This is a genomic window from Nocardia sp. NPDC004718, from assembly GCF_053601535.1.
This window is the reverse complement of record NZ_JBSGCA010000054.1, coordinates 1-16618: the sequence shown is the minus strand read 5'-3', so window position 1 is coordinate 16618 and position 16618 is coordinate 1. Positions and strand designations below refer to the sequence as shown.

At 70.9% G+C, this 16618-nt stretch carries 12 protein-coding genes; 5 read left to right on the top strand and 7 right to left on the bottom strand.

What is annotated here, in order from left to right; translation table 11 throughout:
- The first annotated feature begins 168 nt into the window (after nt 1-168).
- Nucleotides 169-9486, top strand: coding sequence for a fatty acid synthase subunit beta domain-containing protein (locus ACWEH3_RS29835; RefSeq protein ID WP_450023690.1), 9318 nt, complete (start codon nt 169-171; stop codon nt 9484-9486).
- A 76-nt stretch (nt 9487-9562) separates the two neighbouring features.
- Nucleotides 9563-10000: a holo-ACP synthase AcpS gene (gene acpS, locus ACWEH3_RS29830; protein ID WP_043721202.1), complete on the top strand. Its 438-nt coding sequence runs from the start codon at nt 9563-9565 to the stop codon at nt 9998-10000.
- Nucleotides 10001-10038: 38 nt separating this feature from the next.
- Here the strand turns inward: acpS and ACWEH3_RS29825 are convergent, their stop codons facing one another.
- Nucleotides 10039-10659, bottom strand: coding sequence for a TetR family transcriptional regulator (locus ACWEH3_RS29825; RefSeq protein WP_450023696.1), 621 nt, complete (start codon nt 10657-10659; stop codon nt 10039-10041).
- Between the two features lie 298 nt (nt 10660-10957).
- Between ACWEH3_RS29825 and ACWEH3_RS29820 the strand changes: the two genes are divergently transcribed.
- Nucleotides 10958-12184, top strand: a complete 1227-nt coding sequence (locus ACWEH3_RS29820; RefSeq protein ID WP_452358428.1) for a hypothetical protein — start codon at nt 10958-10960, stop codon at nt 12182-12184.
- A 59-nt stretch (nt 12185-12243) separates the two neighbouring features.
- On the opposite strand, the gene bcp is transcribed toward ACWEH3_RS29820, so the two are convergent.
- Entirely contained in the window at nt 12244-12717 is a 474-nt protein-coding gene (bcp, locus tag ACWEH3_RS29815; protein WP_355075844.1) for a thioredoxin-dependent thiol peroxidase, read from the bottom strand.
- A gap of 166 nt (nt 12718-12883) precedes the next feature.
- Here bcp and ACWEH3_RS29810 point away from each other — a divergent pair, with 166 nt between their 5' ends.
- A complete protein-coding gene (locus tag ACWEH3_RS29810) occupies nt 12884-13105 on the top strand; it encodes a DUF3618 domain-containing protein (protein WP_379254230.1) in 222 nt (73 codons plus the stop codon).
- A gap of 63 nt (nt 13106-13168) precedes the next feature.
- Here the strand turns inward: ACWEH3_RS29810 and ACWEH3_RS29805 are convergent, their stop codons facing one another.
- On the bottom strand, nt 13169-13465 hold the full coding sequence (locus tag ACWEH3_RS29805; RefSeq protein ID WP_355075846.1) for an excalibur calcium-binding domain-containing protein: 297 nt from the start codon (nt 13463-13465) through the stop codon (nt 13169-13171).
- A 139-nt stretch (nt 13466-13604) separates the two neighbouring features.
- Complete coding sequence (locus ACWEH3_RS29800) at nt 13605-14582, bottom strand: pirin family protein (protein ID WP_450019764.1); 978 nt, start codon at nt 14580-14582, stop codon at nt 13605-13607.
- 58 nt (nt 14583-14640) lie between these two features.
- Between ACWEH3_RS29800 and ACWEH3_RS29795 the strand changes: the two genes are divergently transcribed.
- Nucleotides 14641-15105 (top strand): MarR family winged helix-turn-helix transcriptional regulator, encoded by a 465-nt coding sequence (locus tag ACWEH3_RS29795; RefSeq protein ID WP_452358427.1) that lies wholly within the window; start codon nt 14641-14643, stop codon nt 15103-15105.
- A gap of 19 nt (nt 15106-15124) precedes the next feature.
- On the opposite strand, the gene ACWEH3_RS29790 is transcribed toward ACWEH3_RS29795, so the two are convergent.
- From ACWEH3_RS29790 to ACWEH3_RS29780, 3 genes are all read right to left on the bottom strand, one after another.
- Nucleotides 15125-15661 carry a DnaJ family domain-containing protein gene (locus ACWEH3_RS29790; protein ID WP_450019760.1) on the bottom strand — a complete coding sequence of 179 codons (537 nt, stop codon included), beginning with the start codon at nt 15659-15661 and terminating at the stop codon, nt 15125-15127.
- A gap of 93 nt (nt 15662-15754) precedes the next feature.
- Entirely contained in the window at nt 15755-16069 is a 315-nt protein-coding gene (locus tag ACWEH3_RS29785) for a hypothetical protein (protein WP_356968314.1), read from the bottom strand.
- 138 nt (nt 16070-16207) lie between these two features.
- Nucleotides 16208-16618, bottom strand: a 411-nt coding sequence (locus ACWEH3_RS29780; RefSeq protein ID WP_452358426.1) for a transglycosylase SLT domain-containing protein, incomplete at its 5' end; no start/stop codon positions are given.

Here is a 16618-nt window from a genome sequence, read left to right as displayed (position 1 = left end):
CTCAAATACTCTCTAGTAGTGGGCGCGCCCAGGGGGAAACGTGAGGATTTCCTCATGATTCTGTGTCATCCTCGCCCGTATCAGGCCGATCAACCGCGATCACTCGTGAACCGGTAGGGACCGGCGTGTCGCCGAGGCATGTCGCATGGAGAAGGAAGTCGAAGCGTCTTGACGATCAACGAGAGCACCAAGACCGAAGCCGGACAGAGCACGAAGGTGGCTGCCGCCGCCGGGAAGGCCGCGTCGGGCGGGGCGCGGTCGCCGCTGTTGGATCGTCTGCTCGGCGGCGTGCCGTACGCGCTCGCCTTCGGTGGGCAGGGTGCGCAGTGGCTGAGCGAGCTGGAGGAGATCGGGCGCGACAGCGCGCTGGAGCCGGAGCTGACCGCGCTGGTCAACGAGGCGGCGGCGCTGTTGGAGCCCGTCGCGGCGCAGTTGCTGGTGGTTCGTCCGGTCGGCTTCGACCCGATCGGCTGGATGCTGGAGAACGAACTCGCCGACGGTGACGAGGGCGAGGTCTCCGCGGCCCCGTCCGACGCCGTGCTGCGCTCGGCTGCGGTGTCCATGCCCGGTGTGCTGCTGACCCAGGTGGCGGCCGTGCGGGCGCTGCGGCTGCAAGGTCTCGATCCGGCCGAGCACGCGCCGGTCGCGATCGTCGGGCATTCGCAGGGTCTGCTCGCCGCCGCCGCGGTCGAAGCCGGTGGCGCCCGCGACGCGGAGCTCCTCGCGGTAGCCCAGATGATCGGCGCCGCAGCGGGTTTGGTCGCGCGGCGGCGCGGGCTGATGCCGGTGGGCGAGCGCTCGCCGATGGTCGCGGTGTCCAATGTCGATCCCGAGCAGCTCGGCGCCGTGGTGGCCGAGGTGTGTGACGGAGCCGATCCCGCCGCGGCTGTGGTGGTCTCGATCCGCAACGGACGTCGGCGCGCGGTGCTGTCCGGGCCGCCCGCGCAACTCGAGCGGGTGCGGCAGCGGTGCGCGCAGATCCACGACGAGCAGGCGCGCGAGCGCGACGCGAAGGTGCGCGGCGGCTCGGTGTTCGCTCCGGTCTTCGAGGACGTGGCCGTCGATGTGGCGTTCCACCACCCGGCGCTGGCCGACACCGTCGACCTGGTGAGCAGCTGGGCCGACCAGTGCGGCTTGGACAAGGAGCTGGCTGGCGAGCTGGCGCGGCAGATCCTGGTCGATCCGATCGACTGGGTGGACGTCGTCGACGGCGTGATCTCCGCGGGCGCGGAGTGGATCCTTGACCTGGGCCCGGGCGACCTGCTCTCCCGCGTCACAGGGGGCACGCTGAAGGGCACCGGCCTCGGCATCATCGCGGCCGCTACCCGCGCCGGACAGCGCAGCCTGCTCACCCCGGGTGCCGCGCCGGAGCCCGCGGCCCCGTGGTCGGCGTTCGCGCCGCGGCCGGTGCGGCTGCCCAACGGGCGCATCGTGGTCGAGACGGCCTTCACCAAGCTGACCGGGCGCTCGCCGATCCTGCTCGCGGGCATGACTCCGACCACGGTCGACGCGAAGATCGTCGCGGCCGCGGCGAACGCGGGCCACTGGGCGGAGCTGGCCGGCGGCGGACAGGTGACCGAGCAGATCTTCGCCGACCGGGTGGCCGAGCTGCGGACGCTGCTGCACCCGGGACGCTCGGTGCAGTTCAACTCCTTGTTCCTCGACCCCTACCTGTGGAAGCTGCAGCTGGGCGGTAAGCGACTGGTGCAGCGGGCCCGCACGGCCGGCGCCCCGTTCGACGGCGTCATCGTGACCGCGGGTATTCCGGAGCTGGAGGAAGCCGTCGCGCTGATCCAGGAACTCACCGAGGTCGGGATCAGCCACGTCGCGTTCAAGCCGGGCACGGTCGCCCAGATCCGGGCCGTGCTGCGCATCGCCGACGAGGTCCCGGACTACCCGGTGATCATGCACATCGAGGGCGGCAAGGCCGGGGGTCACCACTCCTGGGAGGACCTGGACGACCTGCTGCTGGACACCTACTCCGAGCTGCGCAACCGCGCCAACGTGGTGGTGTGCGTCGGCGGTGGCATCGGAACCCCCGAGCGCGCGACGGAGTACCTCACCGGCCAGTGGGCGGTCCGGCACGGTTACCCGGTGATGCCGCTGGACGGCGTGCTGGTCGGCACGGCGGCCATGGCCACGCTGGAGGCCACCACCGCGCCGGAGGTCAAGCAACTGCTCGTGGACACTCCCGGCACGCCCGACTGGGTCGGTGCGGGCACCGCGTCCGGCGGCATGGCCTCGGGCCGCAGCCAGCTGGGCGCCGACATCCACGAGATCGACAACGCCGCTTCGCGCACCGGCCGACTGCTGGACGAGGTCGCGGGCGACGCGGAGGCGGTCGCGGCGCGTCGCGACGAGATCATCGCGGCGCTGAACGTCACCGCCAAGCCGTACTTCGGCGACCTGGCCACCATGACCTACCAGGACTGGCTGGAGCGCTACGTCGAGCTCGCGGTCGGGCTGGACCGTCGCAAGGACTTCGACTGCGGCAGCGACCTCGGTGACGCGATCGCCGAGGCGACCCGTTCGGTGTGGCTGGACATCACCTGGCGGGACCGGTTCGCGGAAATGGTGCGCCGCACCGAATCCCGGCTGCACCCGGCCGACCGCGGCGAGATCCCCACGCTGTTCGCGAGCGACGACGACTTCGAGAACCCGGTCGCGGCGCTGTGCGCTTTGAAGGACGCCTACCCCGCGACGGCGCAGACGCTGCTGCACCCGGCCGACGTCCCGTTCTTCATCGCGTTGTGCAAGACCCCGGGCAAGCCGGTGAACTTCGTGCCCGTCGTGGACGGCGACGTGCGTCGCTGGTGGCGCTCGGATTCGCTGTGGCAGGCGCACGATCCGCGCTACTCGGCCGATCAGGTGTGCGTCATTCCCGGCACGGTCGCGGTCGCGGGCATCACCCGGGTCGACGAGCCGGTCGGTGAACTGCTCGACCGCTTCGAACAGGACACGGCCTACTCCCTGGTGCGCGCGGGCGTGGCGCCCACCCCGGTGGACGCGCGTCGCACGGCGGGCGTCACGAGCGGCCCGATCGACGCCGTGCTGGCCGCCCCGGACGTGGAGTGGGCCGGACGCACCGCGATCAGCCCGGTGCACCGGCTCGGTGACCTGTCCGAGTGGGTCGTCGACGGCAAGGGTGCGGTGCATCCGCCCAGCGGCGCGACGCTGGTCGAGACCGCAGGCGGCGAGCCGGAGCACGCCTACGTGGAGCTGACCGTCCCGCTGCTGGCGGGCAACGCGGTGCGCATCCGGATCACCGTGCCGACCTCGGTCTACAACGGTGGCGCCCCGGTCGTCACCGAGGCCGACGCCGACGAGGCCATGGCCGCGCTGCTCGCCGTCGCCGCGGGCCAGGCTCTGCCCGAGGTCAAGGGCAAGGTCGCCCACGTGAATCTGGCCTGGACGCCGGATCTGATCGCCGATCACGCCGGGGTCACCGGCTCCGGCCTGCCCGCCACGTTGAGCACGCTCGGCCGCACCGTGCCGGACGTGCTGGTCGGCGCGTGCTGGCCCGCCGTGTTCGCGGTGCTCGGCGCGACCCGCACCGCGAAGGGCGAGAGCGTCATCGAGGGCATGCTCGACCTGGTGCACCTGGACCACCAAGTGCACCTCGCCGGTGCGCTGCCCGCTGAGACCAGTGTGCTGGCGGTGCGCGCGGAGGCCGGGGAGACCGTCGACACCGACCTGGGCCGGGTCGTCGAGGTGCACGTGCGGATCACCGCCATGCTGGACAAGCCCGAGACCGGGATGTCGATGCCGGTGCTGGCCACCCTCACCGAGCGGTTCGCGATCCGCGGGCGCAACGGCGCGGGCGAACTGGCCGATCCGCCGCGCGCGGCGGGCACGGTGTCCGGCGCGGCCACCGACACCCCGCGCAGGCGTCGCCGCGACGTCACGATCGTGGCTCCGCGCACCATGCACGCCTTCGCCGCCGTCTCCGGCGACCACAACCCGATCCACACCAGCGATGCCGCGGCGAAGCTCGCCGGGCTCGGCAGCCCGATCGTGCACGGCATGTGGCTGTCGGCGGCCGCTCAGCACGTGGTGTCGGCGGTCGATCCCACGAGTCCGGTGCCCGCGCGGACGGTGACCGCGTGGACCACCCGGTTCCTCGGCATGGTCCGTCCCGGTGCGCAGATCGACGTGCGCGTCGAGCGGGTCGCGCTCGACGCGGGCAGCGAGGTCGTCGAGGTCTCCTGCCGCGCCGAAGGCGAGCTGGTGATGACCGCGACCGGTCGCACCGTGGCGCCGAAGACCGTCTACGCCTTCCCCGGACAGGGCATCCAGCGCAAGGGGATGGGGCTGGACGCCCGCTCCCGGTCGAAGGCGGCCAAGGAGATCTGGGACCGCGCGGACAAGCACACCCGTGCGGCGCTCGGCTTCTCGATTCTCGCCGTGGTGCGCGACAACCCGACCTACCTGAAGGCGCGCGGCGTCGAACACCGCCACCCGGACGGCGTGCTGCATCTGACCCAGTTCACCCAGGTCGCCATGGCGACTCTCGGCGTCGCTCAGGTGGCGGAACTGCGTGAGTCCGGTGCGTTCGTCGAGGGCGCGCTGCTCGCGGGCCACTCGGTGGGCGAATACAACGCGCTCGCCGCCGTCGCCGGAGTGCTGCCGCTGGAGGCGGTGCTCGAGGTCGTGTTCCAGCGCGGTTCCGCGATGCACGAGCTGGTGCCGCGGGATGCGCAGGGACGCAGCGACTATCGGATGGCTGCGATCCGGCCCTCACAGATCGGATTGCCCGACGCGGAGGTCGTCGGCTTCGTCAAGGAAGTCGGCGATCGGGTCGGGGAGTTCCTCGAGGTGGTCAACCTGAACCTGCGCGGTTCGCAGTACGCGATCGCGGGCACGGTGGCCGGGCTGGACGCGCTGGAGCAGGAGATCGACCGTCGTCGCGCCGAATTCGGCGGCAAGCGGGCGTTTATCCTGGTCCCCGGCATCGACGTGCCGTTCCACTCGACGGTGCTGCGCAAGGGCGTTCCGGAGTTCCGGCAGAAGCTCGAGCAGCTGCTGCCGGTGGATCTGCGCCCGGAGACCTTGATCGGCCGCTACATCCCGAACCTGGTGCCGAGGCTGTTCACGCTCGACCGGGCGTTCGTGCAAGAGATCGCGGACCTGGTGCCGTCCGAACCGCTCGCGGAGGTGCTGGCCGACTTCGACAGCTGGGCCGCCCGGCCGACCGAGCTGTGCCGCGTGGTGCTGATCGAGTTGCTCGCGTGGCAGTTCGCCAGCCCGGTGCGCTGGATCGAGACGCAGGACCTGCTGTTCACCGACCCCGCACAGGGCGGCCTCGGCATCGAGCGGTTCATCGAGATCGGTCTCGGCGCGACGCCGACGGTGGCCAACCTGGCCAGCCAGACGTTGAAGCTGCCCGCGTTCGGCGGAGCCAAGGTGGAGGTGCTCAACATCGAGCGCGAGGCGGCGATCGTCTACGCGACCGACACCGATCCCGCCCCGGTCGACGAGCCGGTGGAGGAGCCTGCCGCCGCCGCGGCTCCGGCAGCGGCCGTCGTCGCCGCCCCCGTGGCCGCGCCCGCCCCGAGTTCGGGCGGCCCGCGTCCGGACGACATCGCGTTCACCGCCGCCGACGCCACGCGCGTGCTGATCGCGCTGTGGACCAAGTTGCGGCTGGACCAGATCGGCCCGGTGGACACCATCGAGGGCCTGTGCGACGGCGTGTCGTCCCGGCGCAACCAGCTGCTGGTCGACCTCGGCTCCGAGCTCTCGCTCGGCGCGATCGACGGGGCGGCCGACGCCGACATGGGGGCGCTGTCCGCGACGGTGGAGCGGCTGGCCCGCACCTACCGTCCGTTCGGCACGGTGCTCACCGACGCCATCGGCGACCATCTGCGCAAGGTGTTCGGGCCGTCCGGCAAGCGTCCGGCCGCCATCGCGGACCGGGTCAAGAAGGTCTGGGAACTCGGTGACGGGTGGGCCAGCCACGTGACCGCCGAGGTGTCGCTCGGCACCAGGGAAGGCACCAGCGTGCGCGGTGGCGACCTGGGCGGCCTGGTCTCCGGCGCGCTGGGCGACGCCGCGTCGGTCGACGCGGCCATCGATGCCGCCGTGCAGGCCGTCGCGGCCCGTCGCGGTGTCGCGGTGTCGCTGCCCTCGGCGGGCGGCGGTGGCGGTGCGACCGTCGACGCCGCCGCGCTGGGCGAGTTCACCGAGCAGATCACCGGACGCGACGGCGTGCTCGCCACGGCCGCGCGCGTCGTACTGGAACAGCTCGGACTGTCCGAGCGCGTCTCCGCGCCGGAAGCGACCGACAACTCCCTGGTCGATCTGGTGTCGGCCGAACTCGGTTCGGACTGGCCGCGTCTCGTGGCGCCGGCGTTCGACGCCCGCAAGGCGGTGCTGCTGGACGACCGGTGGGCCACGGCGCGCGAGGACTTGGCCCGGCTGTGGCTCGCCGACGACGCCGGCAGCGCGAACGGACCGATCAGCGGGTTCATCGGTGCGGGAGAAGCCGTTGCGGCGCAGGCGAACTGGTGGCGGCAGCGGGCGATGCACGAAGCGCGCTCGGTGCTGGCCGGCCTGTACGAGCGCATCGCCGAGGCGGCGCTGAGCACGGAGGAGCCCGGGCTGTGGTCCTCCGACATCGCGGTGATCACCGGCGCGAGCAAGGGATCCATCGCCGCGGCGACGACCGGCAGGCTGCTCAGCGGTGGCGCCACGGTCGTGGTCACCACCTCGTCGCTGAACGACGAACGCCTCGCCTTCTACCGGAAGCTGTACCGCGACAACGCCCGGCACGGCGCGGCTCTGTGGGTGGTGCCCGCCAACATGGCGTCCTACCAGGACGTCGATGCCCTGATCGACTGGATCGGCACCGAGCAGGTCGACAGCGCGGGCGGCGCGAAGATCAAGGTCAAGGACGCGATGACCCCCACGCTGCTGCTGCCGTTCGCGGCGCCGCGGGTGGCCGGTGACCTCGCCGACGCGGGCGCGCGCGCCGAAATGGAGATGCGCGTGCTGCTCTGGTCGGTCGAACGGCTGATCGGCGGGCTGTCCAAGCTGGGCGCCGATCACGACGTGGACGCGAAACTGCATGTGGTGCTGCCGGGTTCGCCCAACCGCGGCATGTTCGGCGGCGACGGCGCATACGGCGAGTCGAAGGCGGCACTGGACGCGGTGGTCGCCAAGTGGCGGGCCGAGAAGTCGTGGTCGACCCGGGTCACCCTGGTGCACGCGCTGATCGGCTGGGTGCGCGGCACCGGCCTGATGGGCCACAACGACCCGATGGTCGAGGCGGTCGAGAAGGCGGGTGTGCAGACCTGGTCCACCGCGGAGATGGCCGACGAGTTGCTCAAGTGGTGCACCTCGCGGGCCCGCCAGGTGACCGCGACCGGCCCGCAGCAGATCGACCTGACCGGTGGGTTGGCCAGGGCCAAGCTGGACCTGCCCGCGCTGGCGAAGCAGGCCGCGGAGCAAGCGGAGGCGGAGACCGACGCGGACGCGGGTCGCACGATCGCCGCGCTGCCCGCGCCGCCGACCGTGACCTCCGCGCTGCCGATGCCCGAGTGGGGCGAGGTGACGGCGGATCCGGCCGACATGGTGGTCATCGTCGGCGCGGGCGAGCTGGGCCCGTACGGCTCGGCGCGCACCCGCTTCGAGATGGAGGTCTCCGACGAGCTGTCGGCGGCGGGCGTGCTGGAACTGGCTTGGACCACCGGCATGGTCACCTGGGAGAACGACCCGAAGCCGGGCTGGTACGACGCCGCGTCCGGTGACTACGTCCCCGAGCACGAGCTGGCCGAGCGCTACCACGACGCCGTGGTCGCCCGTTGCGGTGTGCGCCGCTACGAGGACGACGGCGCCATGACCGACAATTCGGCCCCGCTGATGACCTCGGTCTTCCTCGACCAGGACCTGTCGTTCACGGTGGGCGGCGAGGCCGAGGCGCGTGCCTTCCACGCCGCCGATCCGGAGCACACGGTGATCACACCGGTCGCGGACTCCGGCGACTGGACGGTGACGCGCCGAGCGGGCACGGAGATCCGCGTGCCGCGCCGCGCCAAGCTGTCGCGCACCGTCGGCGGCCAGATCCCGACCGGCTGGGACCCGACCATCTGGGGCATCTCGCCCGATATGGCCGCTTCGGTGGACCGGGTCGCGCTGTGGAACATCGTCTGCACGGTCGACGCGTTCATCGGCTCCGGGTTCAGCCCCGCTGAGCTGATGAGCTGGGTGCACCCCTCGCTGGTCGCCAACACGCAGGGCACCGGCATGGGCGGTATGTCCTCGATGCGCTCGCTGTACATCGACAACCTGCTCGGTGAGTCGCGCCCGAACGACATCCTGCAGGAGGCGCTGCCGAATGTGGCGCTGGCGCACGTGGTGCAGTCCTACGTCGGCAGCTACGGCGCGATGGTGCACCCGGTGGCGGCCTGCGCGACCGCCGCGGTGTCGGTCGAGGAGGGCGTCGACAAGATCCGGCTGGGCAAGGCCGATCTGGTCGTGGCAGGCGGCTACGACGATCTCGGCATCGAGGGCATCGTCGGCTTCGGTGACATGTCGGCCACCGCGGATTCCGCGGCCATGAGCGCCAAGGGCATCAGCGACCGGTACTTCTCCCGCGCCAACGATCGCCGCCGCGGCGGGTTCATCGAATCGCAGGGCGGCGGCACGGTCCTGCTGGCGCGCGGCAGCGTCGCGCTGGAGATGGGCCTGCCGGTGCTGGGCGTGGTGGCCTACGCGCAGTCCTTCGCCGACGGCGTGCACACGTCCATCCCGGCTCCGGGTCTGGGCGCGCTGGGCGCCGGTCGTGGCGGGACGGAATCCCGGCTGGCGACCGAACTGCGCAAGCTCGGCGTCACCCCGGACGAGATCGCGGTGGTGTCCAAGCACGACACCTCGACGGCCGCCAACGACCCGAACGAGTCGGAACTGCACGAGCGGCTCGCGACGGCCATCGGGCGCTCGGACGGCGCTCCGCTGTTCGTCGTCTCGCAGAAGACCCTCACCGGGCATGCGAAGGGCGGGGCGGCCGCATTCCAGCTCATCGGCCTGTGCCAGGTGCTGGAGCAGGGCGTCATCCCGCCGAACCGCAGCCTCGACTGCGTCGACGAGAAGATGCTGGCCTTCCCGCACCTGGTGTGGCTGCGCGAACCGCTGCGGCTGGGCGGTCGCCTTCCGCTGAAGGCGGGTCTGGTCACCTCGCTCGGCTTCGGCCACGTGAACGGTCTGCTGGCGATCGTGCACCCGGAGGCGTTCATCCAGGCCATCGAGCCGGGACGGCGCGAGGAGTACCAGCGCACGGCGCAGGAGCGTCAGCTGGCCGGCCGCCAGCGGTTCGTGGAGGCGATGTGCGGCGGCGCGCCGCTGTACGAACGTCCCGCGGATCGCAGGCTCGGCGGGGAGGGCACCCCCTCCCAGCGGGCGCGTCAGCTGGAGGCCGACGTGCTGCTCTCGCCGGAGGCGCGCCTGGATCAGGACGGCGCCTACCGCGCGAAGGGCATCGGATGCGCGTAACCGGAAGCGCGGCGGGGCAACTCGCCGCGCCGGGTCCGTGCGCGGGCTCGCCGAGGACGTCGTAGGCTGCCCGCCTATGACGATCCTCGGTATCGGCTTGGACTTGGTGACCATCTCCGAGTTCGCCGAACAGCTCGAACGCGCCGGAACGACGATGCTCCGGGAAAGTTTCACCGCGGGTGAGCGGCGCTACTGCCAGAGCAAAGGGACCGACCCGGCGCGCAGCTACGCGGCGCGGTGGGCGGCGAAAGAGGCGGTGCTCAAAGCATGGGCGTCGTCGCGGTTCGCCCGCCGCCCGCAGATCGGGGACAACCCCTATCCGCTGATCGAGGTGGTCAACGACGCGTGGGGCAGGCCGAGCATCAAGCTGCACGGCCTGGCCGCCGAATTCCTGCCCCGGGTAAGGGTTCACCTCTCGCTGACCCACGACGGCGACACCGCCGCGGCGATGGTGGTGCTGGAGGATCCGGGCGAGCTGGCCGACCTCATCGAAGGCCGCGACAGCGCCGGTTGAGTCGCGCGGTCGGTCCCGGTTCCGGCCGGGACCACCACTTATTTTTGGCCGCCGGTCCGCGATTCCTTCTCCGCGACCAGCAGATAGGCGACCATCAGCCGCTTGAGTTCGGCGACCGCGTCGGCGCTGCTCTGCTCGTCCTGCACGGAGAAGTTGAGCATCGAATAGACCACGTGCACCAGCACTTCGGCCATCATGGTGCGCCGTGGCCGCGGGGTGCGCGGCGTGAGCGGCCGCAGCATCTGCGACACGACCTCGGCGAACTGCTTCTCGTGGATCGCCCCGGTGGCCCGGGTGGACGGCGTGGACTGCATGGCCAGCCACACCTCCCGCCGGGACGGGTCGGTCATCCAGAGGTTGGCCAGGTGGTCGACGAACTGGTTCATGTGCCGCAACCAGTCCAGCGAGGGAATCTCGCCGTGGAAGTCGGCCAGCTCCTGGGATACGGCAACCAGATCTCGGCGATTCAGCTCACAGACGATGACGTACTTGTTGGCGAAGAACTGGTACAGCGTGCCGATCGGCACCTCCGCCCTGGCCGCCACCTCCTCGCAGGTGAACGACTCGAACCCGACCTCGACGAGCAGCTCCCTGGACGCCTGGAGTAAGGCGTCGAACTTTCGTTTGCTGCGTTCCTGCGTCGGCCGGCGTCGCGGCATGAGCTCCTGTGGGTCGTCCTGCAGCTCCAACGCAGGGTCCAGACGGTGCTTCACCCTGGCCTCCGCGCGTACTTCCACGCATCCAGGCTAACGGTAGGGACAAGCGTGCGATACGCGCATCCGCCGTTCGCGTCCAGCTGACTTGATTTCCGCTACCCATCCGTAACCGATGCGGCATCGAACATATACCGAGCGCGCGTGCATCGCGACGTGTGTTCCGAGCAGGGGAATCCATGGGGCTCATGGCTTTCGGCAAGCCCGTGAGCTCGGTCAATGCACAGAGGGGAAGGCGTGATCAGTGGTAGCTGAATCTGTGGTGACTCTCGGCGTTTCGACCGAACGCGGTGCCGTGCACGCGGTAGCGCTCGCCGACGGCAGGAAGCTGGCCGATCGGGTGCTGCTGCGCCGGATCGAGCGAACGGACGGCGACAGCAAGGCGGACGTGGCCGAGGCGGTCGAGGCCGCGCTGGACGCCCTGGCCGCCGGGCTGGGCTCGGAGCGGGAAGTCGGTGGCGTGGCCGTCGCCTATCGGGACGCGCCGGAGCGGCGCGCCATCGTGACCCGGCTGGCGGCAGGCCCGTGGCACAGCGCCTCGATGGTCTCGGTGAAATCGGCCCACCTGAGCGTGGCGAGCATGATGACATGGCTCGACGCCTACGACAACCTGCTGGTGTGCGAGGTGGTGCCCGGGTACCACGCGTTCACCCTGGTCGACCGGGGCCGCCGCCGGGTGCTCGCCGCCGTGGGGCAGGCGGGCCGGGCGACGCCCCGGTCGCTGGGCATCGGCGTCACGGCGGCGTGGGATCAGCTGGACGCGGCCGGCGCGCGACCGGACGCGGTTGCGCTGATCGGCTCGGCGGGCGCGGGCTCCGCGGTGCTGACGGCGGTCGAGAAATTCGGGGCTCCGGTAATCCCGTGCACCGTAGGCGCTTTCGCGTCCGCCGCGGGTGCGGCGTTGAGCGCCCGGCTGGAGCAGGACAGCTACGTCGGGCCGGTGAGCGAGTCGAGTCGGGCGCGCGGCGGCGTCGCGGTGTTCGCCGCGGCCGGCGTGCTGGCCAGCGGAATGGTCGTCGGCGGGAGCTATCTGCTGAACGATTCCGCGCGGCCGACGCCGACCGTCGTGGCGGACGCCCGGATCGAAGGAGCAGGCGCGACGCATCCGGTAGAGCCGGTCCGTCCCGCGGACACCGAGGCGGACGAGTCGTTCGACGGGCCGCGGGGCGGCGATGCCACCACGACCGGAGTGTGGCTTCCGGACCAGCGCGGGGGGCTCGCCCCGCGGCATAGTCCGTTGCCGTTGGTCGCCGCGGACGCGACAACCGGGCCGGAGACGGAAACCCCGGAGCCGCTCCTGCCGGGGACCGGGGTTCCGACCGATCGCAAGGTGGGCGCACCCGACGCCGCGTTGCTGTTCCCCGGTGAGGCCCCACCACCCGCCGTGTTCACCCCGGAAGCCGCGGACTGGTGGGACGAGCACCTTCGCCTGATGGCGCAGTGGGCAGCCCAGCAGGTGTGGCAGGTCTGATCCGATCCACCCGACTTCGGCCCGGCGCCCCTGTGGCGCCGGGCTTTTCGTTGCCCGCGCTACACCGACAGATCGCGGCGCAACTTGGCGACGTGGCCGGTGGCGCGGACGTTGTACTGCGCGACGGCGATCTTGCCCGCTTCGTCCACCAGGAAGGTCGAGCGGATGACGCCGACGACCGTCTTGCCGTACATGGTCTTCTCGCCGTACGCGCCCCACGCGGTGAGCACGGCGCGATCGGGATCCGACAGCAGCGGGAAGGTCAGCCGTTCGGCGTCGCGGAACTTGGCCAGCTTGGCGGGCTTGTCCGGTGAGATGCCGACGACGTCGATGCCCGCGCCGTCCAGGTCGGCCAGGTTGTCGCGGAAGTCGCAGGCTTGCTTTGTGCAGCCGGGCGTGCTCGCGGCGGGGTAGAAGTACACGATCACCTTGCGACCGCGGTAGTCCGACAGCGAGACGTCCTTGCCGTCGGCGTCGGGAAGCGTGAAGTCGGGGGCGGTGTCGCCCGGGGAGAGTCGTTGGTTGGTGGTCACCTTCTGCACGGTATCCGAAGGTTCCGACCGGAGATCCGCGCGCGGCCGGATAGCGGCGCGTGGCGGCGGATAGACTCGTCCGCGAGCCCCGGGTGCTCCGCGAACGGCCGAGCGTGCGGCGCGATTCGTGCACCGGGTGCGGCAATCGACAACAGGAGGGTGGAACGTGGCAAGGGATACCGAGCGGATCGAGCACGAAATCGAGGCCGCCCGCACTCGGCTGGCGAGCACGCTCGACGAACTCGCGGTACGCGCGGACCCGCATCGGATCGCGGACGACACCAAGCAGATCGTGGTCTCGAAGCTGAACGAGCCGAAGGTGAAATACAGCCTGATCGGCGCGGCCGCTGTGGTGGTCGGGCTGGTGCTGCTCAAGATCTTCCGCTGAGCTGGAAAAACGACGACACCCGGTGTGGCGATGCCCACCGGGTGTCGTCGTTTCGCGGTCGGTTCAGACCGTCGGGCAGGCGAAGCCGTCGCCGTCGGGATCCAGGTGCGGGCCGTAGCCCGGTTCGCCGCGGAACAGCGGCGCGTGTCCCGCGGCGCGGGCGTCGTCGCAGTTGGCGTAGGCGCCACCGGCCGAACCGGTCTGCGACAGACCGGCCGAGCCGGTCGCGGCGGAGCCGGTGTCGACGGCCGAGGAGCCCGTTCCGGCGGATCCGGACGGAGGGGCGGCTAGGGCGGCGGGAGCCGCGAGAAAGGTCAATCCCGCGATGGCCGCGCTGACGGAGAGCCGGCGAACGTTCATGTATTCCTCTATGTATGTGGTTGCTGCGGTGGATGGGCGTCCGACCGGACGCCGCATCCACTGTTGTGACGGGCCGCTCTCTTGTCAACCTCGCGGGGACGGAACTAGGGGATTAGGGGATCGCACCCGGTGCCGTGGCTCAGGCGGTCGTCCCGGCGCCGCGGATGTGCTCCGCTGGGATGTTTCCCATGCGACCGGCCTGGTAGTCCTCCATCGCTTCGATGATCTCCGCACGGGTGTTCATCACGAACGGCCCGTACTGCACCACCGGTTCGCGGATCGGCTGTCCGCCGAGCAGCAGGACTTCGAGCGCTCCGGTCCGATTGTCTTGGCGCGCATCGACTGTCACGCTGATCGCGTCTCCGTGGCCGAAGACCGCGAGCTGCCCCTCGTTCAGCGGCCTGCGCTCCGCGCCCACAGTGCCGCTGCCGGACAGCACGTACGCCATCGCCGTGAACTCTTGCGGCCAAGGTGTTTCGAGGCTCCCGCCGGGCGTGATCGACGCGTGGGCGTAGGCGATCGGGGTGTATGTCGAACCGGGGCCGGTGAATCCGCCGACCTCTCCGGCGATGAGCCGCACCAGCGCGCCGCCGTCGTGCGAACTCACCAGCGTCAGTTCGCCAGCGCGCAGGTCCTGGTAGCGCGGCGTGGCGAACTTGAGCGCGCGCGGCAGGTTCACCCAGAGCTGGATGCCGTGGAACCAGCCGCCGGAGGCGACCATCTCCTCCGGCGGGACCTCGTCGTGCAGGATGCCGGAGCCCGCGGTCATCCACTGGGTGTCGCCTTCGCCGATGATGCCGCCGCCGCCCTGCGAGTCGTGGTGCACCATGGTGCCGTCGAGCATGTAGGTGACCGTCTCGAAGCCGCGGTGCGGATGCCACGGGGCACCCTTCGCCTCGTGCGGTTCGTAGGCGACCGGACCCATCTGGTCGAGCAGGATGAAGGGATCGGCCGTGCGCAGATCCATGCTGGGGAACGGCCTGCGCACCTCGAATCCCGCGCCTTCGCGCTGTTTGTGCGCGGTGACCACGCTCCGGACCGGCCGTTGGCGCAGGGTCGCGTCCGGGCGGGGGAGGCGTGGCAGGACCATGATGTCGGGAACGGTGACGGCGGGCATGGGAACCTCCTCAGGAGTTGGTGTCCATGTCAACCAACGGTGACTACACTTCATTCCCATGGTCCGGTGGTTGAGTGACGACGAGCAGGCGACGTGGCAGGCCTACGTGCGCCTGCGCCAGCGTTTGGACGGGGCGATTTCCGCCGGGCTGGCCGAAGACGGCCTGTCCCTGGCGGACTACGAGCTGATGGTGGCGTTGTCGGCAGCCGCCAACGGGTGTCTGCGCGCCAAGGAGCTGGCCACCGAGGTGTGCTGGGAGAAGAGCAGGCTGTCCAAGCATCTGGCCAGGATGGACGCGCGCGGACTGGTCGAGCGGCGCCCCGCGGAGGAGGATGCCCGCGGCATCATCGTGCAGCTCACGCCGCAGGGGCGCGTGGCGCTGGAGCGGGCCGCGCCCAACCATGTCGATCTGGTCCGTCGCGTCTTCGTCGAGCTGATGACGCCGGGTGAGGCGCGTGCGCTGCGCGCGCTGGCGGACAAGGTGATCACCGAGGTCGAGCAGGTGACCGAACTCGGCGCCTGATCGCCGTTCGTTCCCGCCGCTATCCGGCTTCGGTGTCGTGCCGCCGCCATCGACGCCACCACCGGCGGCGTGGACGCGGCGCGATGCGGCCGGCCTGCGCTGGGGCGGGGCCGGTGGCTTCGAGGCTGGGTTGCGCGCGTTCCGGCCTTGCGGCCTCGCGTGCGCGCCTCCATTGCTCGACGATCTCGTCCGCGTTCACCGGAGCGATCGGCACGAACGGTCCTTGCGGCATCCGCAGCCACTCCACGATGCGTTTGTTGAGTTCGCTCACGGCGGCTCGCACCTCCCGCTCGCCGGTCGCATCACGCACGGTCTCGGGCAGGTGCTCGATATCGCGTCGCAGCAACAGCGACGGGGGCAGCAGCGCGTCCCCGCTGACTCCTTCGCGCCGCAGATATGCGCGCAGCCACCAGTCCTCGTCGGGAGCCGTGCCCACCCCGGGAATCGGTTTGCCGGTACCGGGCAGGTTGTCGAGTTCGCCGCGCTCGGCCGCCTCCCGGATCTGCTTGTCGACCCACGATTCGAAGGTCTGCTTCGGCGGCTTGCGCTCGGTCATCGTGACGGCTGCGTAGGCGGGTGCATGACGCTAGTCTACGGAAGTCTGTAGTAGACGCGGAAAAGGTTGAAGCACAATGATTTTCGCGGAAACTCAGGACCACGGCGTGATCGGCGGCTTCACCCAGAGCAGTTTCTCGTCGGTGTGCTCGCGCCGGGCCGCGGGATGCCGCGGATGTCGGGCGGCCCAGTCGTCCTTCTCCGTCAGCAGCCGTGCCACCGCGGTCCAGGTCTCGTCGGTGCTCGGCGGATTCGTTCCGGCGGCCCTGGCGAGTTTGCGCCGTACCGGCGCGGGCATCGCGAGCACCTCGGAGCCGGTGATGCCACGGGGCCAGAGGTAACTCGCCAGCCGGCGTGCTTTCTCGGCGCGGCTCTTGGCCGCCGCGTCGTTGTGTGCGTAGTCGGTCACGGCAAGGTCCAAGGGGTCGCGGGGATGTGCACCATTATTGCCGGAGCCGCAGATGCGCCTGGCCGACCGTGCGGACACGGCCGGAAAGCGCCGCAGCCTCCCCATCCGATGGATGGGGAGGCTGCGTGGCGGTGTGGATCAGTACGCGCTGTTGACGTTGTCCATCGAGCCGTAGCGGTGCGCCGCGTAGTTGCAGGCGGCGGCGATGTTGGCGACCGGGTCCCAGATGTCGAACGGCGTGCCGGCGACGTGGTAGGCGGCGAAGGTGGGGTCGATCACCTGGAGCAGGCCCTTGGACGGGATGCCCATGGCGGCGTTGGAGTCCCACAGGTTGATGGCCTGGGGATTGCCCGTCGACTCGCGCATGATGTTGCGGTAGATGCCGTTGTAGGTGCCGGGGATGCCGTTCGCCGACATGATGTCGAGCGCCTGGCGGATCCAGCCGTCCAGGTTGTCCGCGTAGACCGGCGGGGCCGGGGCGGGCATCGGGGCCGGGACCGGGGCCGCCTCCGGAGCGGGCGCGGGGGCGGGGGCGGGAGCGGGTGCGGG

Excerpts from the sequence above, each read along its gene's own strand:
- ACWEH3_RS29825 (WP_450023696.1), bottom strand. The coding sequence starts at position 10,659 with ATGCCGCGACGCCGGCCGACGCAGGAACGCAGCAAACGAAAGTTCGAC.
- ACWEH3_RS29790 (WP_450019760.1), bottom strand. The coding sequence starts at position 15,661 with ATGACCGAGCGCAAGCCGCCGAAGCAGACCTTCGAATCGTGGGTCGAC.
- ACWEH3_RS29800 (WP_450019764.1), bottom strand. The coding sequence starts at position 14,582 with ATGCCCGCCGTCACCGTTCCCGACATCATGGTCCTGCCACGCCTCCCC.
- ACWEH3_RS29805 (WP_355075846.1), bottom strand. The coding sequence starts at position 13,465 with ATGAACGTTCGCCGGCTCTCCGTCAGCGCGGCCATCGCGGGATTGACC.
- acpS (WP_043721202.1), top strand. The coding sequence starts at position 9,563 with ATGACGATCCTCGGTATCGGCTTGGACTTGGTGACCATCTCCGAGTTC.
- ACWEH3_RS29795 (WP_452358427.1), top strand. The coding sequence starts at position 14,641 with ATGGTCCGGTGGTTGAGTGACGACGAGCAGGCGACGTGGCAGGCCTAC.